This window comes from Novosphingobium sp. 9 (assembly GCF_025340265.1).
GTDB lineage: Bacteria > Pseudomonadota > Alphaproteobacteria > Sphingomonadales > Sphingomonadaceae > Novosphingobium.
Genome location: NZ_CP022707.1, coordinates 1,649,795 through 1,672,547, shown reverse-complemented (window position 1 = coordinate 1,672,547; position 22,753 = coordinate 1,649,795). Strand labels below are relative to the sequence as shown.

Annotated in this window: 20 protein-coding genes and 2 pseudogenes; 14 read left to right on the top strand and 8 right to left on the bottom strand. The window is 65.9% G+C overall.

Annotated features, from left to right (window positions below):
• The first annotated feature begins 34 nt into the window (after nucleotides 1-34).
• The 5 genes from CI805_RS08385 (at nucleotide 35) to CI805_RS08365 (ending at nucleotide 5,959) form a co-directional block, all read left to right on the top strand.
• The gene (locus CI805_RS08385) at nucleotides 35-1,153 is read left to right on the top strand and encodes a penicillin-binding protein activator (RefSeq protein WP_260921784.1); all 1,119 of its coding nucleotides are present in this window, start codon (nucleotides 35-37) and stop codon (nucleotides 1,151-1,153) included.
• 61 nt (nucleotides 1,154-1,214) lie between these two features.
• Nucleotides 1,215-3,224: a DNA topoisomerase IV subunit B gene (gene parE, locus CI805_RS08380; protein WP_260921783.1), complete on the top strand. Its 2,010-nt coding sequence runs from the start codon at nucleotides 1,215-1,217 to the stop codon at nucleotides 3,222-3,224.
• A 46-nt stretch (nucleotides 3,225-3,270) separates the two neighbouring features.
• Entirely contained in the window at nucleotides 3,271-4,590 is a 1,320-nt protein-coding gene (locus tag CI805_RS08375; RefSeq protein WP_260921782.1) for a class A beta-lactamase-related serine hydrolase, read from the top strand.
• Between the two features lie 80 nt (nucleotides 4,591-4,670).
• Nucleotides 4,671-5,090, top strand: a complete 420-nt coding sequence (locus CI805_RS08370) for a GFA family protein (protein ID WP_260921781.1) — start codon at nucleotides 4,671-4,673, stop codon at nucleotides 5,088-5,090.
• On the top strand, nucleotides 5,090-5,959 hold the full coding sequence (locus CI805_RS08365; RefSeq protein ID WP_260921779.1) for a DUF817 domain-containing protein: 870 nt from the start codon (nucleotides 5,090-5,092) through the stop codon (nucleotides 5,957-5,959). Before CI805_RS08370 ends, CI805_RS08365 begins: the two co-directional genes overlap by 1 nt.
• Here CI805_RS08365 and CI805_RS08360 read toward each other — a convergent pair.
• Together CI805_RS08360 and CI805_RS08355 are read right to left on the bottom strand one after the other, a co-directional pair.
• On the bottom strand, nucleotides 5,956-7,158 hold the full coding sequence (locus CI805_RS08360; RefSeq protein WP_260921778.1) for a DUF1343 domain-containing protein: 1,203 nt from the start codon (nucleotides 7,156-7,158) through the stop codon (nucleotides 5,956-5,958). The two genes, CI805_RS08365 and CI805_RS08360, sit on opposite strands and share 4 nt — an antisense overlap.
• Nucleotides 7,155-7,703: a DOMON-like domain-containing protein gene (locus CI805_RS08355; protein WP_260921773.1), complete on the bottom strand. Its 549-nt coding sequence runs from the start codon at nucleotides 7,701-7,703 to the stop codon at nucleotides 7,155-7,157. The genes CI805_RS08360 and CI805_RS08355 overlap by 4 nt, the downstream gene beginning before the upstream one ends.
• Before the next feature lie 127 nt (nucleotides 7,704-7,830).
• Between CI805_RS08355 and tyrS the strand changes: the two genes are divergently transcribed.
• The 6 genes from tyrS to CI805_RS08325 all read left to right on the top strand — a co-directional run bounded on the left by tyrS (nucleotide 7,831) and on the right by CI805_RS08325 (nucleotide 13,215).
• The gene (tyrS, locus tag CI805_RS08350) at nucleotides 7,831-9,063 is read left to right on the top strand and encodes a tyrosine--tRNA ligase (RefSeq protein ID WP_260921772.1); all 1,233 of its coding nucleotides are present in this window, start codon (nucleotides 7,831-7,833) and stop codon (nucleotides 9,061-9,063) included.
• Between the two features lie 122 nt (nucleotides 9,064-9,185).
• A complete protein-coding gene (locus CI805_RS08345) occupies nucleotides 9,186-9,524 on the top strand; it encodes a PilZ domain-containing protein (RefSeq protein WP_260921771.1) in 339 nt (112 codons plus the stop codon).
• Nucleotides 9,525-9,581: 57 nt separating this feature from the next.
• Nucleotides 9,582-10,064 (top strand): hypothetical protein, encoded by a 483-nt coding sequence (locus CI805_RS08340; RefSeq protein WP_260921770.1) that lies wholly within the window; start codon nucleotides 9,582-9,584, stop codon nucleotides 10,062-10,064.
• A gap of 235 nt (nucleotides 10,065-10,299) precedes the next feature.
• On the top strand, nucleotides 10,300-11,487 hold the full coding sequence (locus CI805_RS08335; RefSeq protein WP_313958477.1) for an MFS transporter: 1,188 nt from the start codon (nucleotides 10,300-10,302) through the stop codon (nucleotides 11,485-11,487).
• An 18-nt stretch (nucleotides 11,488-11,505) separates the two neighbouring features.
• Nucleotides 11,506-12,423, top strand: coding sequence for a cysteine synthase A (gene cysK / locus CI805_RS08330; RefSeq protein WP_260921769.1), 918 nt, complete (start codon nucleotides 11,506-11,508; stop codon nucleotides 12,421-12,423).
• Between the two features lie 90 nt (nucleotides 12,424-12,513).
• Nucleotides 12,514-13,215: a dienelactone hydrolase family protein gene (locus CI805_RS08325; protein WP_260921768.1), complete on the top strand. Its 702-nt coding sequence runs from the start codon at nucleotides 12,514-12,516 to the stop codon at nucleotides 13,213-13,215.
• 84 nt (nucleotides 13,216-13,299) lie between these two features.
• Here the strand turns inward: CI805_RS08325 and hisI are convergent, their stop codons facing one another.
• Nucleotides 13,300-13,677 carry a phosphoribosyl-AMP cyclohydrolase gene (hisI, locus tag CI805_RS08320; RefSeq protein WP_260921766.1) on the bottom strand — a complete coding sequence of 126 codons (378 nt, stop codon included), beginning with the start codon at nucleotides 13,675-13,677 and terminating at the stop codon, nucleotides 13,300-13,302.
• A gap of 354 nt (nucleotides 13,678-14,031) precedes the next feature.
• On the opposite strand from hisI, the gene CI805_RS08315 reads away from it, so the two are divergent.
• On the top strand, nucleotides 14,032-14,475 hold the full coding sequence (locus CI805_RS08315; protein ID WP_260921764.1) for a hypothetical protein: 444 nt from the start codon (nucleotides 14,032-14,034) through the stop codon (nucleotides 14,473-14,475).
• Nucleotides 14,476-14,482: 7 nt separating this feature from the next.
• Here the strand turns inward: CI805_RS08315 and CI805_RS08310 are convergent, their stop codons facing one another.
• Nucleotides 14,483-15,325 carry an oxidoreductase gene (locus CI805_RS08310; RefSeq protein ID WP_260921762.1) on the bottom strand — a complete coding sequence of 281 codons (843 nt, stop codon included), beginning with the start codon at nucleotides 15,323-15,325 and terminating at the stop codon, nucleotides 14,483-14,485.
• A gap of 51 nt (nucleotides 15,326-15,376) precedes the next feature.
• Here CI805_RS08310 and CI805_RS08305 point away from each other — a divergent pair, with 51 nt between their 5' ends.
• Nucleotides 15,377-15,970 carry a TetR/AcrR family transcriptional regulator gene (locus CI805_RS08305; RefSeq protein ID WP_260921760.1) on the top strand — a complete coding sequence of 198 codons (594 nt, stop codon included), beginning with the start codon at nucleotides 15,377-15,379 and terminating at the stop codon, nucleotides 15,968-15,970.
• A 15-nt stretch (nucleotides 15,971-15,985) separates the two neighbouring features.
• Here the strand turns inward: CI805_RS08305 and CI805_RS08300 are convergent, their stop codons facing one another.
• The gene (locus CI805_RS08300) at nucleotides 15,986-16,720 is read right to left on the bottom strand and encodes a ComF family protein (RefSeq protein ID WP_260921758.1); all 735 of its coding nucleotides are present in this window, start codon (nucleotides 16,718-16,720) and stop codon (nucleotides 15,986-15,988) included.
• A gap of 72 nt (nucleotides 16,721-16,792) precedes the next feature.
• Between CI805_RS08300 and CI805_RS08295 the strand changes: the two genes are divergently transcribed.
• On the top strand, nucleotides 16,793-17,710 hold the full coding sequence (locus tag CI805_RS08295) for a methyltransferase domain-containing protein (protein ID WP_313958476.1): 918 nt from the start codon (nucleotides 16,793-16,795) through the stop codon (nucleotides 17,708-17,710).
• A 70-nt stretch (nucleotides 17,711-17,780) separates the two neighbouring features.
• On the opposite strand, the gene ppdK is transcribed toward CI805_RS08295, so the two are convergent.
• From ppdK to glyS, 3 genes and pseudogenes are all read right to left on the bottom strand, one after another.
• Complete coding sequence (ppdK, locus tag CI805_RS08290; RefSeq protein WP_260921757.1) at nucleotides 17,781-20,447, bottom strand: pyruvate, phosphate dikinase; 2,667 nt, start codon at nucleotides 20,445-20,447, stop codon at nucleotides 17,781-17,783.
• Between the two features lie 57 nt (nucleotides 20,448-20,504).
• Nucleotides 20,505-21,572: pseudogene (locus tag CI805_RS21100) on the bottom strand (glycine--tRNA ligase subunit beta); the annotation flags it as partial.
• A gap of 170 nt (nucleotides 21,573-21,742) precedes the next feature.
• Nucleotides 21,743-22,752: pseudogene (glyS, locus tag CI805_RS21095) on the bottom strand (glycine--tRNA ligase subunit beta); the annotation flags it as partial.
• Between the last annotated feature and the right edge of the window lies 1 nt (nucleotide 22,753).

Sequence of the window (22,753 nt, the reverse complement as noted above, 5' to 3'; positions counted from 1 at the left end):
CAACCGACGGACCCTTCTGGCCGCCGGCGCACTGATGACTCTGGCCGCCTGTTCGGTCATTCCCAAGGGGCCGCGTTACACGCCCCCGCCACCGCCGCCCACCAAGGCGCCCAGTTCGAGCACGCTGCCGATGGACGGCGGGCAGCACCGCGTCGCTTTGCTGGTGCCGACCACCGGGCCGAATGGCGCGGCCGGACAGTCGATCGCCAATGCGGCGACGATGGCGCTGCTCGATACCGGCGCCAAGGACCTGCGCGTCACCACTTATGACACCGCGACCGGTGCCACCGCCGCCGCGCAGCACGCGCTGGCCGACGGCAACGGCCTGATTCTCGGCCCGCTGCTGTCGGACGACGTATCCGCCGTGATCGCCGTCGCGCGGCCCGCGCATGTCCCGCTGGTGACGTTCTCGAACGACGAGACGATCGCAGCCAAGGACGTCTTCGTGATGGGCAACCTGCCCGGCGCCTCGATGGCGCGCACGATTTCCTATGCCCAGAGCCAGGGCGTCAACGTGTTCTCCGCACTCGTTCCGCGCGGCGAATATGGCGACCGTGCCTCCGCCGCACTGCTCCAGACCGCGCGCGCCAAGGGCAGCAAGGTGCTGAACATGCAGACCTATGACCGCTCTGCCGCGTCGATCACGGCAGCGGCGCAACGCCTGCGCGCACAAGGCGGCTATCAGGCGGTGCTGATCGCGGACGGCGGTTCGCTCTCGTCCAGCGCAGCGACCGCGCTCAAGAGCAGGGGCATGCCCGCCGGATCGCCACGCCTGCTCGGCACCGAGCTGTGGAGCGGCGACAAGGCGATCACCGCCAACCCGGCGCTCAGCGGTGCATGGTTCGCCAGCGTGTCCGACGCGCGCTTCCCGCGCTTCGCCGCCAGCTATCGCACGCGCTACGGCAAGACGCCCTATCGCATCGCAACGCTGGGCTACGACGGCGTGCTGCTGACCCTGCGCGCCGCGCGGGACTGGCAGGCGGGGCGCCCCTTCCCGGTCTCCAGCCTGATCAACCCGGACGGCTTCCTCGGCCTCGACGGCGCGTTCCGCTTCGGACGCGACGGCGTGATCGAACGCGCGCTCGAAGTGCGCGAAATCCGCCCCGGCGGTGCCACGGTCATCAGCCCGGCGCCGACCAGCTTCGCGAAGTAAGGTAGGATAAGCGTGAAGCCGCGCTTGATCGCGGTTTCACGCACTGCTTATAGTCGCGGCCATGTCCGACGACCTCTTCGAGCAGCTTCCGACCGCAGCCGGCGAAACCTATGACGGTTCCGCGATCGAGGTGCTGGAGGGGCTTGAGCCCGTCCGCCGCCGCCCCGGCATGTATATCGGCGGCACCGACGAGCGCGCGCTGCATCACCTCGTCGCCGAAGTGCTCGACAACGCGATGGACGAGGCCGTCGCCGGGCACGCCAACCGCATCGAGGTGACGCTGGAGGAAGAACCGGGCACGGCGGGCCGCGTGACCATCACCGACAACGGGCGCGGCATCCCGGTGGACGAGCATCCGAAATATCCCGGCAAGTCGGCACTGGAGGTCATCCTCTCCACCCTGCACTCGGGCGGCAAGTTCTCAGGGAAAGCCTACGCCACCTCGGGCGGCCTGCACGGCGTCGGCATCTCGGTAGTCAATGCCCTGTCGGTGAAGACCCGCGTGGAAGTGGCGCGCAACAAGGAACTCTACGCGCAGGAGTTCTCGCGCGGGGTCACGCTCGGCCCGATCCAGAAGGTCGGCGCGGCGCCCAACCGGCGCGGCACCGCCGTCACCTTCACGCCCGACACCGAGATCTTCGGCGACCAGAAATTCAAGCCCTCACGCCTGTTCAAGCTGGTGCGCTCCAAGGCCTACCTGTTCGCAGGCGTCGAGATCCGCTGGAAGTGCGCGCCCTCGCTGGCCGGCGAGGACGTGCCTACCGAAGCGACGTTCCAGTTTCCCGGCGGTCTGGCCGATCACCTTGCCGAGCAGATCGGCAAGCGCGAATGCGTGACCACGCAGTTCTTCTCCGGTCGTCAGGACTTTCCCAAGGGCGAGGACGGTTCCGAGCAGGGCCGCGTCGAATGGGCGATCGCCTGGCCGCTCTACTCCGACGGCTCGTTCTCGTGGTACTGCAACACCATCCCCACGCCCGACGGCGGCACCCATGAACAGGGCCTGCGCGGCGCGCTGACCAAGGGCATCCGCGCCTTCGCCGATCTTGTGGGTCAGGGCAAGAAGGCCAAGGACATCACGCCCGACGACATGATCACCGGCAGCGAAGTGATGCTTTCGGTGTTCATCCGCGATCCCCAGTTCCAGAGCCAGACCAAGGACCGCCTCACCTCGCCCGAGGCCGCGCGCATGGTCGAGGCTGCCGTGCGCGATCACTTCGACCACTTCCTCACCGACAATCTGGAGCGCGGCAAGGCGCTGCTGGGTGCGGTGATGGAGCGCATGGACGAGCGCCTGCGCCGCAAGGCGGAGCGCGACATCAAGCGCAAGACCGCCACCAACGCCAAGAAGGTCCGCCTGCCCGGCAAGCTGACCGACTGTTCGGGCGAAGGCGACGGCGAGACCGAGCTGTTCATCGTCGAGGGCGATTCGGCAGGCGGTTCGGCCAAGCAGGCGCGCGACCGCAAGACGCAGGCGATCCTGCCGATCCGCGGCAAGATCCTCAACGTCGCCTCAGCCACGGCGGACAAGATCCGCGCCAATGCGGAAATCGCCGACCTCGGCCTCGCGCTCGGCTGCGGCACCCGCAAGGACTGCAACGCCGACAACCTGCGCTACGACCGCATCGTCATCATGACCGATGCCGACGTCGACGGCGCGCATATCGCCACGCTCTTGATGACGTTCTTCTTCCAGGAGATGCCGGACATCGTGCGGCGCGGGCACCTCTACCTCGCCCAGCCGCCGCTCTATCGCCTGACGCACGGCTCCAAATCCGCCTATGCCCGCGACGATGCCCACCGCGCCGAACTGGAAGCGACCGTTTTCAAGGGCAAGAAGGTGGAAGTAGGCCGCTTCAAGGGCCTTGGCGAGATGAACCCCGGCCAGCTGCGCGAGACCACGATGGCGCCCGCCAGCCGCTCGCTGATCCGCATCACCCTGCCGCCTGAGTACGAGAACCGTGCGGCGGTGAAGGACCTGGTCGACCGGCTGATGGGCCGTAACCCGGAGCACCGCTTCCACTTCATCCAGAATCGCGCCGGCGATCTCGACCGCGATCTGATTGACGCCTGATCCCGTTCGCGCCACCCTCTCGCCCCGCGGGAAACTGGAGGATGGGATGGCACATGGGCGGTTTCGCAAGTTCGCAAGCCTCTGGCTCACCACCCTCGCCGCCATGGTCGCGCTGGCAGTGAGCGCCCCGGCTTACGCACAGTCGGTGGATGAAGCGCTGTTGCGCCAGCGCAGCGACGATGTGCTGGCGGTGCTGGAAGGCCGAAAGCCCGCCGCCGAGGTGTTCGACGCGACGTTTCTCGCTGCCGTCTCCCCCGATCAGTTGAAGGCGCTCGCCGCGCAACTGAGCGAGCGGGCGGGACCGCTCGAAAGCTACGACCAGTTCAAGGTCGAAGGCCCTTACGCCGCCAGTGCCATGCTGCACTTCGCCAGGGGATCGGCGCCTGCGCATCTGGTGGTCGGCGGCGGCCCTGAACATCTCGTCGCCGGATACCGCATCTTCGCGCTCACGCTGAACGACGACAGCTTCGCCAGACTCGACGCCGATTTCGCCGCGCTTCCCGGCAAGAGCGGCTACGGCGTCTTCGCGCTCGACACGGCAACCGACAGCGCGCCCAAGCTGATCCACGGTCAGGATGCGCGCCATCCCTTCGCCATCGGCTCGACCTTCAAGCTCTACGTGCTCGCCGCGCTCGCACGGCAGGTCAAAGAGGGCCAGCGCAGTTGGAGCGACGTTGTGCCGGTCTCGGGCAAGTCCTTCCCCGGCGGCACCCTGCACGGCTTTCCTGATGGCGCGCCGGTGACGTTGCACACGCTCGCCAGCCTGATGATCTCGATCAGCGACAACAGCGCCACCGACATGCTGGTGCGCCTTGTCGGGCAGGACGCACTTGCCCGAGAAGTGACGCTCGCCCACCACGCCCATCCCGACGCGCTGCGCCCGTTTCTGACGACCGCGCAGTTCTTCGCGCTCAAGCGTGCGGGGCCGGATGCCACCGCGCGCTACGCCAAGGGTTCCCCCGCCGAACGCGCCGCCCAGTTATCGGCGCTCGACATGCGCGGCGTGGCAGAGGCCGATCCCGGCGCGGTCTTCGGGCGCGGCCCCGTCGCCATCGACGAGGTGGAATGGTTCGCCTCCCCCACCGACCTCGCCCGCGTAATGGAAGATCTGCGCGATCTGGACAGCCCTGAGGCCTCGGCGATCCTCACGATCAACCCCGCGCTTGATGCCCCGACACGGCAGAAATGGGCCTATGTCGGCTACAAGGGCGGCTCGGAAGATGGCGTAATCAGCATGACATGGCTGCTGCGCGCGCCCTCCGGCGAATGGCGCATCGTCACCGGATCGTGGAACGACAAGAAAGCGAGCGTGGATGAGGGCCGCTTCCAGTCACTGATGCTGCGCGCGGTGAAGCTGGCCGGGTAATTCCCGAAAATCGCTCGAAAACGCACTTGTGACGATGCCGGGTCAGGACCAAGGTTGCCGCGAATTTACGGAGTCCCACCATGACCGATCTCACACCCCACCCCTTCACCGGACGCTGCAACTGCGGTGCCGTTTCCGCCACGATCGACGCGCCGCCGCTGTGGGTGCGCCAGTGCTGGTGTGCGCAGTGCCAGCGGATCGCCTGCGGCAATGCCACGGTGAACGCCTCGTTCCCGGTCGAACATATCCATCTTGAAGGTGAGCTTGCATGGTCGCCCAACACGGCGGCGAGCGGGAATGTGGTCGAGCACGGGTTCTGTGCGAAGTGCGGGACGCAAGTGATGAGCCGCAATTCGGGACGCTTGCAGGCGCGCACGGTGCGCGTGGGCTTTCTCGACCAGAGCGACGCGCTGGTGCCGGATTCGGCGATCTGGCTGGAGGAGGCGCCCGAATGGGTGCGCGTGCCCGAAGGCATGGAAGGCTTCCCGCGCCAGCCGTGATGCACGCCCCTGCCCGCCATACCCGCTTCGCCGCGATCCGTACGCGGCTGGAGCGCTTCGCACCGCCGCCGGGGCCAGCCTCTTGGCTCTATGAGTTCGTGCTGTTCGGCTTCAAGCAGGGCTGGGCCTGCCTGTTCGGCGCACTGATGCTGGCGCTGCTGCTGGGCACGCACCTGTTCTATCCCGACCATGCCGCGCTGGCGCGGTACGACTTCCTGACGCTGTGCGCGCTTGCGATCCAGATCAGCATGCTGGCGCTGCGGTTGGAGACATGGGACGAGGCGAAAGTGATCCTGGCCTTCCATGTGGTCGGCACGGTGATGGAACTGTTCAAGACCGCGCACGGATCGTGGACCTATCCCGAAGGATCGGTGTTGCATGTCGGCGGCGTGCCGCTGTTCTCGGGCTTCATGTATGCCGCTGTCGGCAGCTATATCGCGCGGGTGTGGCGCATCTTCGACTTCCGCTTCACGCGCTATCCGCCGCTGTGGGCGAGCGGGCTGCTGGCGGTGGCGGTCTACGTCAATTTCTTCGCGCACCACTGGCTGCCGGACGTGCGGCTCGGCCTGTTCGCTGCGATGGCGTTGCTGTTTGTCCGCACACGCATCTGGTTCCGCGTCTGGCGCGAGGACCGCTGGATGCCACTGCTGCTCGGCTGGTTCCTCGTCGCGCTGTTCATCTGGTTTGCCGAGAACCTCGCGACGTTTTCGAACGCGTGGATCTATCCCAGCCAGAGCCATGGCTGGACCATGGTGCAGCCGACCAAGATGGGGGCGTGGTATCTCTTGATGTATGTCTCGTTCGTGCTGGTCGCCGCCGTCCACCGCCCGCGTGAGCGAGAGGCGACGGCAACGGGCATTCCAGCTTAACGGTACAGCAGCAGGTCCGCCACTTCGGCGCGCCACGCGGCCTCGTCGCGCGCTGCGATGGCATCGAGATCGGCAGGCGTCGAGGCCGGATTGTCCACCCATTCGCGCAAGGCAGGCCCACCGTTGATGACGTCGATCGCCAGCCGCTCGAACTCGTATTCGTAAGGAAAATCGCGCCAGAGCGGATAGTCGGGATAAAGCGTACGGATCGCCTTGAAGGCCAGCGCCTGCAAGCGCCACGGACGGAACGCGGCGTGATCGTAGAAGGCGCCTTCCGCGTGGATCATCAGCGCGTTGCACAGCTGGCCGTGGTGCTTGTGGAAGGTCGGCTCGAACCAGCATTCGCGGATCGCGCAGCCCGCCAGCCACTCGGGCGCGAAGCGGCGCATCTCGGCCAGCACGGCACCGGCATCCACATCGGGCGCGCCGAACAGCACTTCGAGCGGGCGCGTGGTGCCACGCCCTTCGGACAGCGTCGCGCCCTCGATCATCACCGTGCCCGCGTAGGCACGCGCCATGTTGAGGTTCGCCGCGTTGGGGCTCGGGTTGATCCAGAGACGATCCTGCGGCCAGCCATAGCCCGGCGCCGCCTCGGGCTCCCAGCCTTCCATGGCGATCACCCGGTAATCGACATCGAGATTGTAGTGGCGCACGAACCAGTGGCCCATCTCGCCCAGCGTCAACCCGTGCCGCATCGGCATTGGCCCGGCGCCGACGAAGCTCTCTTGCCCCGCCAGCAGCGTCGTGCCCTCCACCGGGCGACCGGCAGGATTGGGGCGATCGAGCACCCAGACGCTCTTGCCGCTCTCCGCCGCCGCCTCCAGCATGTAGAGCAGCGTGGTGACGAAGGTGTAGATGCGGCAGCCGAGATCCTGCAGGTCGAACAGGAACACGTCTGCGGTATCCATCATCGCCGCGCTGGGGCGACGCACTTCGCCATAGAGGCTGAAGACCGGGATGCCGTACTGCGGATCGGTCTCGTCCGCCGTCTCGACCATGTTGTCCTGCTTGTCGCCCTTCAGACCATGCTGCGGACCGAAAGCGCTGGTCACGTTGACGCCCGCCGCGATCAGCGCGTCGAGCGAATGGACCAGTTCCTGCGTCACCGAGGCCGGGTGCGCGACGAGCGAGACGCGCTTGCCGTCAAGCGGCGCGCGGAGCGAGGGGTCCGCCAGCAGGCGGTCGATGCCGAATTTCATGCGCCCTCGCCTGCCCCAAGGCGTGCGACGAAGCAAGCCGGGTCGTGGAAGTCGGGCTCCGCGCCGCCATGGGCCAGCGCCCAGTAGCTCTTGACGGTTTCGCTCATGCCTTCCGCGCGTTCCTCGATCACGGCGGTCATCCCGAGACGCCACGGACGCGGCGGCAGCGTGGCGAGCGGCACGGCGGCATCGAAGATCATCAGGTTGCCGCTGCCGCGAAGCGCGCAGTCGGCATCGCGCGGCATGGGAACCTCAGCCATGCCCTCGCGCCGCCCGGTGAAGCTGTAGGCGGCCCATTGTTCGGAGGGCGAGAGGTTCAGTTCGACATAGCCTGCACTGCCATCGTCAGACTGGAGAAACGCCTCGAAGCAGGTCGCCTGCCACAGACCGTCCGCCCGGCCGCGCCCGGCGAAGGGCGGCACCACCAGCGCGCCCGCGCCCTCGACTCGCCAGCGCAGCAGCAGCCAGCTGCCCTCCATCCCGGCGCCAACGGTGATGGCGCTGACGTTCAGCGGCGGGCGGGCAGGATGCGCGGTCAGGTTCAAGGGCGGTGCTTTCCGAAACGAGGTAGCCCGCTGGCTAACGCACGCGCCGTATCGCGTCGAGAGCAACCCTGTTTTGCGAATCGCTCTTGCCCCGCCCCGCCCTTCCTGTGCTAGACGCGCGCGCATCATGACACAGTACCAGTCCGATCTGCTCCGCCTGCTCGAAGAGCGTGGCTACATCCACCAGACCACCGACGCCGAGGGTCTCGACGCGCTTGCGGCCAAGCAGGTCGTGCCGGGTTACGTGGGCTTCGATGCCACCGCGCCTTCGCTGCATGTCGGCAATCTGGTGTCGATCATGCTGCTGCGCCGCCTCCAGCAGGCAGGGCACAAGCCGGTCGTGCTGATGGGCGGCGGCACCACGCGCATCGGTGATCCGACCGGCAAGGACGAAGTCCGCAAGATGCTGACCGACGACGCGATCGAGGGCAACATCGCCTCGATCCGCACCGCCTTCGAGCGTTTCCTGACCTTCGGCGATGGCCCGACCGATGCGGTGATGGTCAACAATCACGACTGGCTCGGCCAGATCGGTTACATCGAGATGCTCCAGCGCGTCGGCACGCACTTCACGGTCAACCGCATGCTCTCGTTCGATTCGGTGAAGCTGCGCCTTGAGCGCGAGCAGCCGATGACCTTCCTCGAATTCAACTACATGATCCTCCAGGGTTACGACTTCCGGCACCTCAGCGGCGCGCACGGCGTGCGGTTGCAGATGGGCGGGTCGGACCAGTGGGGCAATATCGTCAACGGCGTGGAACTGGCGCGCCGCATGGACGGCACCGAAGTCTACGGCCTGACCACCCCGCTCATCACCAAGGCCGACGGCACCAAGATGGGCAAGTCGGTCTCGGGCGCGGTGTGGCTCAACGAGACCTCGCTGCCGAGCTATGACTACTGGCAGTTCTGGCGCAACTGCGACGACCGCGATGTCGGCAAGTTCCTGCGCCTGTTCACCGATCTGCCGATGGACGAGATCGCCCGGCTCGAAGCGCTGGAAGGCGCCGAGATCAACCACGCCAAGGAAGTGCTCGCCAACGAGGCGACCAGGCTGTGCCGTGGCGAGGACGCCGCCATCGCCGCCGCCCAGACCGCGCGCGACACCTTCGCGGGCGGCGGCCTTGGCGAAGACCTGCCGACCATCGAGGTCGGCGCCGACGGCATCCGGCTTGGCGCGGCCTGCACCGAACTGGGCTTCACCGCCTCGAACGGCGAGTCCAAGCGCAAGATCGGCGAAGGCGCGGTCAAGCTGGACGACGAGGTGATGAGCGATCCTAATTTCCTGATAACGATTACACCGGGCAATACTTCCAAGCTCAGCCTCGGAAAAAAGAAGCACGGGATTATCAAGGGTATCTAACTTAATAGACTTGCGCCGGATCGTCGTTTTTCAGCGACGATCCAGTGTGCAATTTACAAAATCTTTGCCTTTTGCCGGCATGGTACCCGCTCCCCAAACGGACATGCGAGGACAACGGCAAAATGAGCGCAGGAGCGCAGCTCACCGTCACGGACATGCGGCGCGCGGCACGCCATCCGGTCGAGCACGCGGTGACGGCAGAGCACCGGTCATTGGGTGAGGTTCCCCTCAACATCGTTAACGTCTCGCCGCAGGGATTCATGATCTCGGGCGATCTCGGCCTCGAACGCGGCGAGCGCCTTGTCATGCGCCTGCCGGTGATCGGCCGGATCGAGGCGCATATGATCTGGGCCCACGAAGGCCGCGCCGGTTTCCAGTTCGAGCGGATCGTGCGGATCGACGATTTCCAGAAGATGGTCGATACGATGCAACCCAACCCAAGGCTGCGCCCCAAGCGCTGAGGCCGCGTAAGCGCAGTTCATCTGGACCGCTGTTCGCTTCACGCCTAGACACAGCCCATGCTGGACACCCTGTGGCATTTGCGCGGATCGCTGCCTTTGCCCCCTTCTCTTTCAGACGCCGAGGCGCTCGATCAGGTCGAGGGATTTCTGGCGGCCGAATGCAAGCAGGTCCTCGGGCGAGAGGCTGATCGACTGGCATTCCGGAGCGACATGTTTCGCGGAGAGCGAAACGCCGTTCTCGCGTTCTTCAATTCGGGCGAGTTTCAGATCACGGCCCGCAGCGCTGCTGGCGAACGCATGCTCGATTACGACTTGAGCGCGCGATACGGCTTCCTTGCCTGCGTGGTGTTCGCCATGTTTGCCGCCGGCATCGGTGCGATCGGCGATGGGCTGCGGGGTGCACTCATCGGCGCAGCGCTGGCGCTCGCATGGATCTATGGGATGAACAGGCTGACGGCCTCCATCCGCGTCCCCCATGCGCTCTCGAAAGTTGTCCTCCGAGGGCATGAGGAATGGAACGACGCCTGCCAGAAGCCGTGAGAATTTTGCACGACGCCGATCAAACGGCCATTCGCTGCGATCCATATGCGATTAATATTTGATGCAGGCGCACGCAGCGGCTTGGCAACCTGATCGGGCGCTGCCATGCGGGATGGCGTGAGTACGACCAGCACCCCCCGCCCCTGCCGAGCCGTTCGGCGACCAGTACGACGAACGCACATCTCCGCTGATCTTCCGCGATTTCCGGCTCTACTGGCTGGCCCGCTTCGCCTCGGTGATCTCCACCAACGGTATGGTCGTGGTGATCGGCTACCAGCTCTATGACGTGGCGCGCGGCGAATATGGGATGAGCATTGCGCGGGCCGCTTTCGCGCTGGGCGTGCTGGGCCTCGTGCAGTTCCTGCCGCTCTTCGTGCTGACGCCGGTCGCAGGCGTCGTCGCGGACCGCTTCGACCGTCGCCGCGTCGCCACGATGGCGATGATGATCGACATGGTCGTGGCGCTGGGCATGGCGCTCATCACCACATTCCAGATCCACAACCTCGGCGCGATCTATGCCTTTGCCGCCCTGCACGGCGCCGCCCGCGTCTTCGTGCGACCGGCCATGGCGGCGATTGCGCCCAATGTCGTGCCCGTGAAGGTCATGCCGCGCGCCATCGCCATGGGATCGATGGCGATGCAGATCGGCACGATGATCGGGCCTGCGACTTACGGCTTCCTGTTCGCGACGCACCCCTCGCTGCCCTACTGGGCGACGGTGGCGATCCTTGTCGGCGGTTCGGTGGCGACGATGGCGATCCGCCAGATGCCGCCGCCGCCCGAGGAAGCGCGCCGCACCCATCCGGTGCGCCAGATCGTCGATGGGTTCGTGTTCGTGTGGAAGGAGCGCTTCCTGCTGGGCTGCATCACGCTCGACCTGTTCGCGGTGCTGCTGGGCGGCGCGACCGCGCTGCTGCCGATCTATGCGCGCGATATCCTGCACGTTGGCGCCGAGGGGCTCGGCCCCATGCGCTCGGCCCCGGCCATCGGCGCTGCAATCGTGGCGATCCTGTTCTCGGTTCGCCCGCTGGCGAAGAATGTCGGCATCAAGATGCTGGTCGCGGTCGCTGTCTACGGCGCCGCCACGGTCGCCTTCGGCCTCTCGTGGAACTACTGGCTCTCGCTGGTGTGCCTTGCAGGCGTAGGCGCGGCGGACATGTATTCGGTGTTCATCCGCACGACGCTGACCCAGTTGAAGACGCCCGACGAGATGCGGGGCCGCGTCTCGGCGATTTCCGGCGTCGCCATTTCCGCCTCGAACGAGCTGGGCGAGATGCAGTCCGGCCTTGCCGCCTCGCTGCTCGGACCTGTCGGGGCTGTTGTGTTCGGGGGCGTGGGTGCGATAGTGGTCACAGGCATCTGGGCCTGGGGCTTCCCGGAACTTCGCCGGGCCCGGTCGTTTTCCCAGAGCGACGACGCATAAGAAGAGGGATTTTCCGCCATGAAGGCCGACAGCATTCTCGCCACCATCGGCAATACCCCGCATATCCGCCTCTCGCGCCTGTTCCCGGACCATGAGGTCTGGATCAAGGCCGAGCGTGCCAACCCCGGCGGTTCGGTGAAGGACCGCATCGGCCTCGCCATGATCGAAGCGGCAGAGGCCGATGGCAGCCTCAAGCCCGGCGGCACCATCGTCGAGCCGACCTCGGGCAACACCGGCATCGGCCTTGCCATGGTCGCGGCGGTCAAGGGCTACAAGCTGGTCCTCGTCATGCCCGAATCGATGTCGATCGAACGTCGCCGCCTAATGCTGGCCTATGGCGCCACGTTCGACCTCACCCCGCGCGAAAAGGGCATGAAGGGCGCCATCGAGCGCGCCAAGGAACTCGTCGAGCAGACGCCCGGTGCGTGGATGCCCCAGCAGTTCGACAATCCCGCCAACGTTGTCGTCCATGTGAAGACCACCGCGCAGGAAATCCTCGCCGACTTCGCGCAGGAGCCCATCGACGTGCTGATCTCGGGCGTCGGCACCGGCGGCCATCTGACCGGCTGCGCCGAAACGCTCAAGAAGAGCTGGCCCTCGCTGAAGGCCTATGCGGTGGAGCCCACGCTCTCGCCGGTGATTTCGGGCGGCCAGCCCGGCCCGCACCCGATCCAGGGCATCGGCGCGGGCTTCATTCCCGGCAACCTGCATACCCAGGCCATCGACGGCGCGATTCAGGTCGAAGCCGCCGATGCCAAGGACTGGGCACGCCGCTGCGCCACTACCGAAGGCATGCTGGTGGGCATCAGTTCGGGCGCGACGCTGGCTGCCATCGCGAAGAAGCTGGAGGAACTGCCCGCCGGATCACGCGTGCTCGGCTTCAACTACGACACCGGCGAGCGCTATCTCTCGGTGCCGGATTTCCTTCCGGAATAAAATCTCGCAGATACATCCTGAGGCCCGGACACACACCGGGCCTCAGTTGCTTTCACCGTCCCCCCTCCCCCAAAACGAACCGGGATCATCATGAGCACTCTTGAAACCGTTGCCTATTCGCACGCCGGCAAGGACCTGACCGGCTATCTCGCGCGCCCCGCAGGTACGCCGCGCGCCGCCGTGGTCGTCTTCCCGACCATCGCCAACGTCGATCCGCATATCGAACGCCGCGCGCAGATGCTCGCCGACCTCGGCTACATCGCGATGATTGCCGACTTCTACGGCGATCCGGTGGAGAGCTTCGAGGCCTCATTCCCGATGGCCGGCGCCCTTCGCGAAGACAACGCCTTCTACCGCGCGCGCATCCGCGCCGCTTTCGCCAAGCTGCGCGAGATCGCACCGGGCCTGCCGATGCTCGCCACCGGCTATTGCATGGGCGGCGGCGCGATTCTGGAAGCCGCGCGCGATGGTGAGGACATTCTCGCCCTCGCCACCTTCCACGCCACGCTGAGCACCGAGGCGCCCGCCGCGCCCGGCGGCATCAAGCCGCGCATTCTGGTCTGCCACGGCGATGCCGACCCGCTGGTCCCGCACGATCAGGTCATCGCCTTCTGGGACGAGATGAACGCCGCCGATGCCGACTGGCACTTCCACTCGTACGGCAAGGTCAAGCACGGCTTCACGGCAACCAAGAGCGACACGATGGGCAAGGACTTCCTCGCCTACAGCCAGAGCGCCGACCGCCAGAGCTGGACCTCAATGGTCGCGTTCTTCGACGAGACGCTGGGCTGATCGCAGCCTGAGGAATACCCCGTCGCCGCCCGAGCGGTGGCGACGGGACATCCCGATTTATTCCGCTACCCGCTCCGTTTTTTTTTATTCCGCTACCCGCTCCAGCACATCGCCGTCGAGCACGCGGTAGAAGCACGAAGGCGCGCCCGTGTGGCATGCCGGACCTTCGGGCAGCACGTTCAGGATCAGCGCATCCTGATCGCAGTCGACCATGATCGACTGGACGCGCAGGAAATGCCCCGAGGTCTCGCCCTTCAGCCACAGCTTGCCCCGCGAACGCGAGTGGAAGTGCGCCAGCCCGCTCGCCCGCGTCTTGGCGAGCGCTTCGGCGTCCATATAGGCGACCATCAGGATCTCGCGGGTCTCGGCGTGCTGGGCGATGGCGATCAGCAGCCCCTGCGCATCGAAGCGCGGCAGGAAGTTACGGCCCAGTTCGCGCTCTGCTTTCGTCACGTCGCTCATTTCGTATATTATCCCGATAGACTGCCATGGTTTTGTAATGTTGCACGATAACCACAGGCGTTCGCCAATATCCACAGCCCCTCGCGATTCCCCTTTCCAAGACCTGAGATTCGGAAGAAACAGGAGAGGCAGTCGGGGGGCTGCACTGACGGAAAGGCCGCTGACACACAAGCGCCAATGGTTCAGGGATGGCCGTGATCGACCCAGGGGGTCGGACCGGCCGCAAGGATTGAGGGATCGGACCAGACGACGCGCAGGGGGTCGTCTAATCGCAGAAATGCGGGGTCCAGCAGTTTCGTCACGTGGACGCCCGGAGCTAATCACTCCGGGCGTTTACTTTGTGGGGTGTTGCCAATGGCTCTTACCATCTTGCTCGCAGCCCAGGCGCTGACATTGCATCTGCTTTGCCCCGGACAAGGTCTGGATACCAAGGTCGGCGTCACCAGCGGGCAGGCTTTTGCCAGCAACGGTGCCAGCGCCACCGCAAACGTCTATCAGCGCAAGACCAACGCCTTCGACGATGAAATCGAGATCACCCTGACCAACAGCACCGCAAGTGTGCGTCTTCCAAGGTCCATCGTGCCCCCGATCCATGGCGGCAAGGACGGGTGGTTCGACGTGAAGGACCTCAAGGTCACGCCGGATGCCATCGACGGCAAGGTCCCGATCAATTTCACCAACGCCCCGCGCCTGCATATCAACCGAATCACAGGCAGCGTCGCCATCGAGGGCCGGGACGGGTCATTCAATGGCCTGTGCCACGCTTACGACCCCGAAACGGTGAAGCACGCCTTCTGAAGTGCGCTCACTCGAAGGCTGTAGAGCGCGACAGCGCATCCCACGCGTGCATCTCTTCGGCCATCGCCGACAGCTTCCGCTCCACGAGCCCGAGGGCATCCTCGCCCAGAAACAGACGCACCGGTGGATTTTCTGACTCGACCAGCGTGAGCAAGGCCTGTGCCGCCTTGGCCGGATCGCCCGGCTGGTTCCCGCTCTTGGCCTGACGGGCTTGGCGGATGGGGTCCATCACCGCATCGTAATCCGCAATGCTGCGCGCGGTGCGCTGCATCGAGCGGCCCGCCCACTCGGTCCGGAACTGCCCCGGCGCCAGCGCGGTGACCCGAATGCCGAAGGCCGCGACTTCCTTGCCCAGCGATTCGGAAATGCCCTCCAGCGCGAACTTGCTGCCGCAGTAGTAGCTGATCCCCGGCATCGTGATGAACCCGCCCATCGAGGTGACATTGACGATATGGCCGCCGCGCCGCGCGCGCATGCCGGGAAGCACGGCCTTCATCATCGCCACCGGCCCGAACACATTGGCGGCGAACTGGCGCTGGAGTTCGTCCATCGAGGATTCCTCCATCACCCCTTCGTGGCCATATCCGGCATTGTTCACCAACACGTCGATCGGTCCTGCGCGCCGCTCGGCTTCGGCCACCGCGCCCGCAATCGCCTCGAAATCGGTGACATCCAGCACCAGCGCATAGGCGCCCCCCGGCGCCAGTGCCTCGAAGGCCTGGGCATCTTCGGCGCGGCGCACGGTGCCTGCGACCCGGTGTCCGGCCTCAAGCGCCGCCGTGGCGAAGGCCTTGCCCAGCCCCGAACTGACGCCGGTAATCAGGAAAGTCTTGGGAGAGGCTGCTGCCATGGTACAACTCCATCATGAACACGATAACTATATCATGATATAATAAGTCTCATGCCCCATTTCAAGGACAACCCCGCCCCCTCTCCCCGAGGAGAACCACTGCGCCAGCGCGTGCTCGATGCCGCCGAAGCCCTCCTGCGCAGCGGCAAAGCGGATTTCTCGATGCGCGATCTCGCCGCCGAGGCTGGCGTGAGCTTCGCGACACCGTTCAACCAGTTCGGCAACAAGGCCGCGATCATGCATGCGCTGTCCGCCCGGCGGATCGACGCGATGGCCGAGCGTTTCGCGCAGGCGGAGAGGCCAGTTCAAGCGCTCGATCGCGTGCTGCTCGCCACCGCCACGGCCGCGCAGGTGATGCTGGAGGAACCGCAGGTCAATCGCGCGGTGATGGAATGGATCGGCACTGCCGCGCCATCTCCCGGCAATGTCCTCGAACGCTCGTCCGAACTGTGGCGCCTTGCGATAGCGCAGGACGCTGGCAAGACCTCTGCCACGGCGGACGAGGACAACCTGCCCAGACTGCTCGCCTTCGGATTTCGCGGCGTGCTCTCGTTCTGGACGGCGGGGGAACTGGCCGACGATGCGCTGGTCGAGCATGCGCAGGATGTCGCGCGCGCCATCATGGCAGGTGCAGCGCGACGGTGACAGGCTGATGCCCCCCTACCCCGGCAGGCCTTCATCCAGCACCCGCGCGTAGCACGAGATCGCGACCGCCTTCGCCCCTGCGCGCTTGAGCGCCGAGACGCAGGCGTTGCTGGTCGCCCCGCTGGTCAGCACATCGTCGACCAGCAGCACCTGTGCGCCGCGCAGCATGTCCTTGCGGCGCGGGTTCACGGTGATCGCGCCCGACAGCGCCCGCTCGCGCGCCTTGCGCCCCAGCCCCCCCAGCGACGGCGTGCGCTTGTGGCGCTCCAGCGCATCGACGATCAGCCGCGCGTCGCGCTCGCGCGCCACGCAGCGGCCCAGTTCCACCGCCTGGTTATAGCCGCGCTGCCACAGCCGCCAGCGATGCAGCGGCACCGGCACCACCAGCCAGCCCGGCCCGACATGCGGCACGCGCGCGGCCATCTGCCCCGCCAGCATCCCCGCCATCGCGATCTTGCCGCCGTGCTTCAACGCCAGCACCAGCTTGCGCGAGGGATCGTTATAGAGCGTCGCGGCGAATATCCCGTCGTGGCGCGGCGGCTCGGCAAGGCATGGCGCACAGATCGCGCCGTGCTCGATATCGCTGGAGAAAGGCCGTCGGCACAGCGCACAGGCAGGCTCTCCGGGAACCACCATCCCGCTCCAGCAAGCGGAGCACAGGCCGTTCTGCACGGCGATGGCATCGCCGCAGATCGGACAGCGCGGCGGGAACACCAGATCGACCACCGGCGCTATCGACTGCCACAGCACAACCCCGCCCGCGCAGCGCGGGAGCGTCGACGCTGCGACGGTATGGGCGACGGCAAGGGAGCGGAAGTCTCCATGCCCGAAGCCTATCGTGCCCGGCGAATGCGCCCAAGCCGGACCAGCCACCCTTACATAAATGTCATCGGCCCATGCCCATCGTGCATCCCGCGATCGACGCGATACGGTTGCGCGCGGCGGCGCAACGCGGCAGGGCAACCCCATGGCCAGCAAAGCTCCCCCCGCATCTTCTCGCCCACCCGCCGCCTCGCCCTGCGCAACCGCGCGCTGCGGCTCCAGCAGGCGCCCGACGCGCCGCGTTTCCTGATCGAGGACATGATCGAGGACGTGCTCGACCGTCTCGCCTTCCTGCGGCTGGAACCGAAGCGGGCGTTGGTGATCGGCGATTTCACCGGCGATCTCGCCCGCCAGTTGCGCGCACGCGGCGCCGAGGTGATCGAGGCAGAGCCCTCGCAAGGCTTCGACGAGGAACAGCCCTACCCGTTCGAAGGCTTCGACCTGATCGCCAGCCTCGGCACGCTCGACACGCTGAACGACCTGCCCGGCGCGCTCGTCCACATGCGCCGTGCGCTGGCGCCCGGCGGCCTGATGATGGCCAGCTTCCTTTCGGCGGGCAGCGTGCCGGTGCTGCGCGAGGCGATGCTGGCCGCCGATGGTGAACGTCCCGCCGCCCGGCTCCATCCCACGGTGGACGTGCGCTCGGGCGGGCAACTGCTCCAGCGCACGCTCTATGCCGATCCGGTGATCGATCACCGCGCGGTCCATGTCTCATACCGCTCGCTGCCACGGCTGGTGCAGGACCTTCGCGCGCTGGGTGCAACCAGCGTGCTCGCCGATCGCGGCCCGGTGCTCGGCAAGGCAGCCTATGCGCGCGCCGCCGAGGTCTTCGCAGCCGCCGGCGAGGACGGGCGCACGACAGAGATCTTCGAGATCCTGACGCTTTCGGGCTGGAAACCGAAGATCCCCGAGTTCTGATACGAAAAGAGGCGGCCGGATCGCTCCAGCCGCCCCTTCTGTCATTCTCTGCCCCAGTTAAGGGGGGCGCTTACTTGAGCGCGGCCTGCGCTGCGGCCAGACGCGCGATCGGCACGCGGTAGGGCGAGGCGCTGACGTAATCGAGGCCGACCTTCTCGCAGAACGCGATCGACGCCGGATCGCCGCCATGCTCGCCACAAATGCCAAGCTTCAGAGCGGGATAGGTCGCACGACCACGCTCGGCACCGAGCTGGACGAGCTGGCCCACGCCCTCGATATCGAGGCTGACGAACGGATCGCGCGGGTAGATGCCCTTCTCGACATAGGGGCTGAGGAAGCGCGCGGCATCGTCGCGCGAGACGCCCAGCGTGGTCTGCGTCAGGTCGTTGGTGCCGAACGAGAAGAACTTGGCCTCCTCGGCGATTTCCCCTGCCATCAGCGCCGCACGCGGCAGCTCGATCATGGTGCCGACCATGTATTCCAGCGTCTTGCCCTTTTCGGCGAAGACCTTCGCAGCGGTCTCGTCGACCACCTTCTTGAGGATCGCCAGCTCGCGCTTGGTCGCGACCAGCGGGATCATCACTTCCGGCACGATGGCTTCGCCCGATGCCGTAGCGACGTCGCACGCCGCCTCGAAGATCGCGCGGGCCTGCATCTCGTAGATTTCCGGGAAGGTGATGCCCAGACGGCAGCCGCGATGGCCCAGCATCGGGTTGAACTCGTGGAGTTCGTCGGCCCGGCGCTTGAGCGTGTCGATACCGATGCCGATGGTCTCCGAAAGCTCTGCGAATTCGGCATCGCCGTGCGGCAGGAACTCATGGAGCGGCGGATCGAGCAGACGGATGGTGACGGGCAGGCCCGCCATCACCTCGAAGATCGCGCGGAAGTCCGCACGCTGTTCGGGCAGCAGCTTTTCGAGCGCGGCACGGCGACCGGCCTCGTCCTCGGCCAAGATCATCTGGCGCACGGCCGAGATGCGGCCCGCATCGAAGAACATGTGCTCGGTACGGCACAGGCCGATGCCCTCGGCACCGAACTGGCGCGCCATGCGGCAGTCCGCCGGGGTCTCGGCATTGGTGCGCACCTTCATGCGGCGGATCTTGTCGGCCCAGACCATCAGCGTGCCGAAGTCACCGGCGAGTTCCGGCTCGATGGTCGGCACTTCGCCGGCCATGATCTCGCCGTTGGCGCCGTCCAGCGTGATGATGTCGCCTTCCTTCAGTTCGCGCGAGCCGATGCGAAGGGTGCGGTCCTTCATGCTGATCGACAGGCCCGAAGCGCCCGAGACGCAAGGGCGCCCCATGCCGCGGGCGACGACCGCCGCGTGGCTGGTCATGCCGCCGCGCGCCGTCAGGATACCCTTGGCCGCGTGCATGCCGTGAATGTCCTCGGGCGAGGTTTCCACGCGCACCAGCACCACCGCTTCGCCGCGCTCGGCCAGCTTCTCGGCGGTATCGGCATCGAGCACGATCTTGCCCGAAGCGGCGCCCGGCGAGGCCGGAAGCCCCTTGCCCAGCACGTCGCGCGGCGCATCGGGATCGAGCGTGGGGTGCAGCAGCTGGTCAAGCGCCATCGGGTCGACACGCAGGATCGCGGTCTTCTCGTCGATCAGGCCTTCGCCCACCATGTCGACCGCCATCTTGAGCGCGGCCTTCGCGGTGCGCTTGCCCGACCGGGTCTGCAGCATCCACAGCTTGCCGCGCTCGACGGTGAACTCGATGTCCTGCATGTCCTTGTAGTGCTTTTCGAGCAGCTCGAACACGGCAGCGAGTTCGCCGTAGGCGGCAGGCATCGCCTCTTCCATCGACAGCGGCTTGGCGCCCGCTTCCTCGCGAGCGGCCTTGGTCAGATACTGCGGGGTACGGATGCCGGCAACGACGTCCTCGCCCTGCGCATTGACCAGCCACTCGCCGTAATAGGCCTTGGTGCCGGTGGCCGGATCGCGGGTGAACGCAACGCCGGTGGCCGAGGTATCGCCCATGTTGCCGAAGACCATCGCCTGCACGTTGACGGCGGTGCCCCAACCGGCAGGAATGTCGTTCAGTCGGCGATAGACCTTGGCGCGGTCCGAATCCCACGAATCGAACACGGCGGCAATTGCGCCCCAGAGCTGTTCGTGAACGTCCTGCGGGAACGGCTTGCCGCCCTGCTCCTTGACGACGATCGCCTTGTATTCGCTGACAATCTTGCGCCAGTCGTCCGCCGTCATCTCGACGTCGTTCATGTAGCCGTTGTCTTCCTTGGCAACTTCCAGCGCTTCCTCGAAGAGGTGGTGCTCAAGGCCGAGAACGACGTCGGAATACATCTGCACGAAGCGGCGATAGCTGTCCCAGGCGAAGCGATCGTCGCCCGAGGTTTTCGCCAGGCCCTCCACGGTCTCGTCGTTGAGACCCAGGTTGAGCACCGTGTCCATCATGCCCGGCATCGACACCCGCGCCCCCGAGCGGACCGACACCAGCAGCGGATCGGCAGCATCGCCGAACGACTTGCCCACGCTCTTCTCGATATGGGCCAGCGCAGCAGCCGCATCGGCGCGAAGCTGGTCCGAGAAATCACTGCCCTCGGCAAGGTACTTCACGCACTCTTCGGTGGTGATGGTAAAGCCCGGAGGAACCGGCAGGCCGATCCCCGCCATTTCTGCCAGATTGCCGCCCTTCCCGCCGACAATCACCTTGTCCTTCGCACGCGGATCGTCGTGTTGGACGCCGCCACCGAACGTATAGACCTGACTGACCATGAATCCCCGGACTTCCCTTTTAGTAATTGTTCGCGTTCGGGCGCGAACGGAAAATCGCTAACCCTCGATCTTCGAGAAATCAGCGACATTGTGCACCGCAATACGGAACCTATCGAGCAGGTCCAGCCTTGCATTGCGTTTCAACGGATCTGAATCATTGACGATCACATCTTGGAAGAAGGCGTCGATAGGTCCGCGCAACGTTGCCAGCGCGCTCATGGCACTGGCAAAGTCTTCGGTTTCAACGGCCTGCAAGGCCAGAGGTTCCGCCTTGTCGAGCGCATCGCGCAAGGAACGCTCCGCCGGTTCGGGCTCGTAGCCCGCAGAGGCATAGACATGGCGCATATCCGCATCCTCGACGTTTTCGAGCGGGTCCTCGTCACCGGTATGCTGCAACGCATTATGCTGCGCCGCAGTCGAACCTGCCCAGTCCTCCTTCTTGAGGATATTGGCCGCGCGCTTGTAGCCTGCGAGCAGGTTCACGCCGTCCTCGGTGCCAACGAAGTCCTGCAGGGCATGAACGCGGGCGAGGTTGCCAACGATCTCGTCCTTGCGCTGCTTCAGCTTGAAGACCGCATCAATCAAATCGTGGCGAATACCAGCTTCACGCTGTTGAACCTTTAGACGCTCGACAAAGAACTCGGGTACGGCACCATACAATTCAGCCGAACAATGCGTTTCTACCCAGTCGACGTTTGCCTCGACCCCGATCCTGTATTCATTCTGGCGTGCAACCAAATGGGCAGCCCGCGCGGTCGCATAATCCAGTTCAAGGCGAAGCCTGTTAGCGAGCACAATCTCGATAATTCCTAGAGCTGCACGTCGTAGGGCAAACGGGTCACGCGAGCCGGTTGGACGCTCCTTGATGACGAAAAATCCAACCAGCGTATCCAGCTTATCCGCCAGCGACACGGCCACGCTGACCGGTGCGGTGGGGACGCCGTCGCCCTGACCGACCGGCTTGTAGTGATCGCGGATGGCGTCGGCGACGGCATCGGGCAGACCTTCGGCGCGGGCGTAATAGCCGCCCATAAGCCCCTGAAGTTCGGGGAATTCGCCGACCATCTCGGTGACGAGATCGGCCTTGCACAGACGTGCGGCGAGTTCTGCCTGATCGGCAAGCGCCTCCCTCTCCCCTTCAGGGGAGAGGGTCGGGGAGAGGGGATCGACGGCAGAGATGGCAGCAGCCCCTCTCCCAACCCTCTCCCCTGAAGGGGAGAGGGCTTAACAATGCCTTCTTCCACCAGCCAGCGCGCCAGCTTGGCCACGCGCTCGACCTTGTCGGCGACGGTGCCCAGCTTTTCGTGGAAGGTGATGCGCTCCAGCTTCTTCGCGTGTTCGGAAAGCGGGGTCTTGCGGTCCTGCTCCCAGAAGAAGCGCGCGTCGGACAGGCGTGCGGCGAGCACCTTGCGGTTGCCCGCGACAATCGCCTCGCCATGGTCCGCCGCCTCGATATTGGCGGTGCAGACGAAGGCGTCGGCCAGTTTGCCGTCCTTCTCGCACACGAAATACTTCTGGTTCACGCGCGCGGTGAGCTGGATCGTCTCGGGCGGGACTTCGAGGAAATCCTCGTCGAACCGGCCGAGCAGCGGCACCGGCCATTCGGTGAGCCCGGCGTTCTCGATCACCAGCCCCTCGTCCTCGACGAGCGTGAGCCCGGCAGCGGCGGCGGCATTGCGCGCCTCGTCGCGGATCAGGTCCTGACGCTCGACATGATCGACGATGACATGGCAGGCCGAAAGCTTGCGGGCATAGTCATGCGCGCCGCCGATGGTGATCTCGCCCGGCGCGTGGAAGCGATGCCCAAGCGTGACATAGCCCGAACGGATACCGCCGACTTCGCACTCGACAAGGTCCTCGCCCAGAATGGCGACGATGCCCGAGAGCGGACGCACCCAGCGCAAGGACTCGGTGCTGATCGAGGCGGCGCCCCAGCGCTGCGACTTGGGCCAGGGGAACGCGCGCACGATGGCGGGGATCGCCTCGGCCAGCACGTCCTTGACGGCACGGCCCGGCTTCTCAACCACCGCGAACCAGGTCGGCTTGCCCTTGAGGTCGCGGACTTCGAGCTGGTCCTTGGTCAGGCCGGTCTTGCGCAGGAAGCCTTCGAGCGCCTGCTCGGGCGCCGAGGCGGCAGGCCCTTGGTCTCCTCGCTCACCGCGGCGGTTTCGAGCGGCAGCCCGGTCGCGATCAGCGCGAGACGGCGCGGCGTCGACCACACGGTGATCGTGCCCAGCGCAACGCCGGCAGCGTCCATTTCCTTGCGGAACAGCTTTTCCAGATCGGCGCGCGCGCCAGCCTGCATG

Coding starts and splice junctions, on each gene's coding strand:
- CI805_RS08385 (WP_260921784.1), top strand. CDS start 35: ATGACTCTGGCCGCCTGTTCGGTCATTCCCAAGGGGCCGCGTTACACG.
- parE (WP_260921783.1), top strand. CDS start 1,215: ATGTCCGACGACCTCTTCGAGCAGCTTCCGACCGCAGCCGGCGAAACC.
- CI805_RS08375 (WP_260921782.1), top strand. CDS start 3,271: ATGGCACATGGGCGGTTTCGCAAGTTCGCAAGCCTCTGGCTCACCACC.
- CI805_RS08370 (WP_260921781.1), top strand. CDS start 4,671: ATGACCGATCTCACACCCCACCCCTTCACCGGACGCTGCAACTGCGGT.
- CI805_RS08365 (WP_260921779.1), top strand. CDS start 5,090: ATGCACGCCCCTGCCCGCCATACCCGCTTCGCCGCGATCCGTACGCGG.
- CI805_RS08360 (WP_260921778.1), bottom strand. CDS start 7,158: ATGAAATTCGGCATCGACCGCCTGCTGGCGGACCCCTCGCTCCGCGCG.
- tyrS (WP_260921772.1), top strand. CDS start 7,831: ATGACACAGTACCAGTCCGATCTGCTCCGCCTGCTCGAAGAGCGTGGC.
- CI805_RS08345 (WP_260921771.1), top strand. CDS start 9,186: ATGAGCGCAGGAGCGCAGCTCACCGTCACGGACATGCGGCGCGCGGCA.
- CI805_RS08340 (WP_260921770.1), top strand. CDS start 9,582: ATGCTGGACACCCTGTGGCATTTGCGCGGATCGCTGCCTTTGCCCCCT.
- cysK (WP_260921769.1), top strand. CDS start 11,506: ATGAAGGCCGACAGCATTCTCGCCACCATCGGCAATACCCCGCATATC.
- CI805_RS08325 (WP_260921768.1), top strand. CDS start 12,514: ATGAGCACTCTTGAAACCGTTGCCTATTCGCACGCCGGCAAGGACCTG.
- hisI (WP_260921766.1), bottom strand. CDS start 13,677: ATGAGCGACGTGACGAAAGCAGAGCGCGAACTGGGCCGTAACTTCCTG.
- CI805_RS08315 (WP_260921764.1), top strand. CDS start 14,032: ATGGCTCTTACCATCTTGCTCGCAGCCCAGGCGCTGACATTGCATCTG.
- CI805_RS08310 (WP_260921762.1), bottom strand. CDS start 15,325: ATGGCAGCAGCCTCTCCCAAGACTTTCCTGATTACCGGCGTCAGTTCG.
- CI805_RS08305 (WP_260921760.1), top strand. CDS start 15,377: ATGCCCCATTTCAAGGACAACCCCGCCCCCTCTCCCCGAGGAGAACCA.
- CI805_RS08295 (WP_313958476.1), top strand. CDS start 16,793: ATGCCCGAAGCCTATCGTGCCCGGCGAATGCGCCCAAGCCGGACCAGC.
- ppdK (WP_260921757.1), bottom strand. CDS start 20,447: ATGGTCAGTCAGGTCTATACGTTCGGTGGCGGCGTCCAACACGACGAT.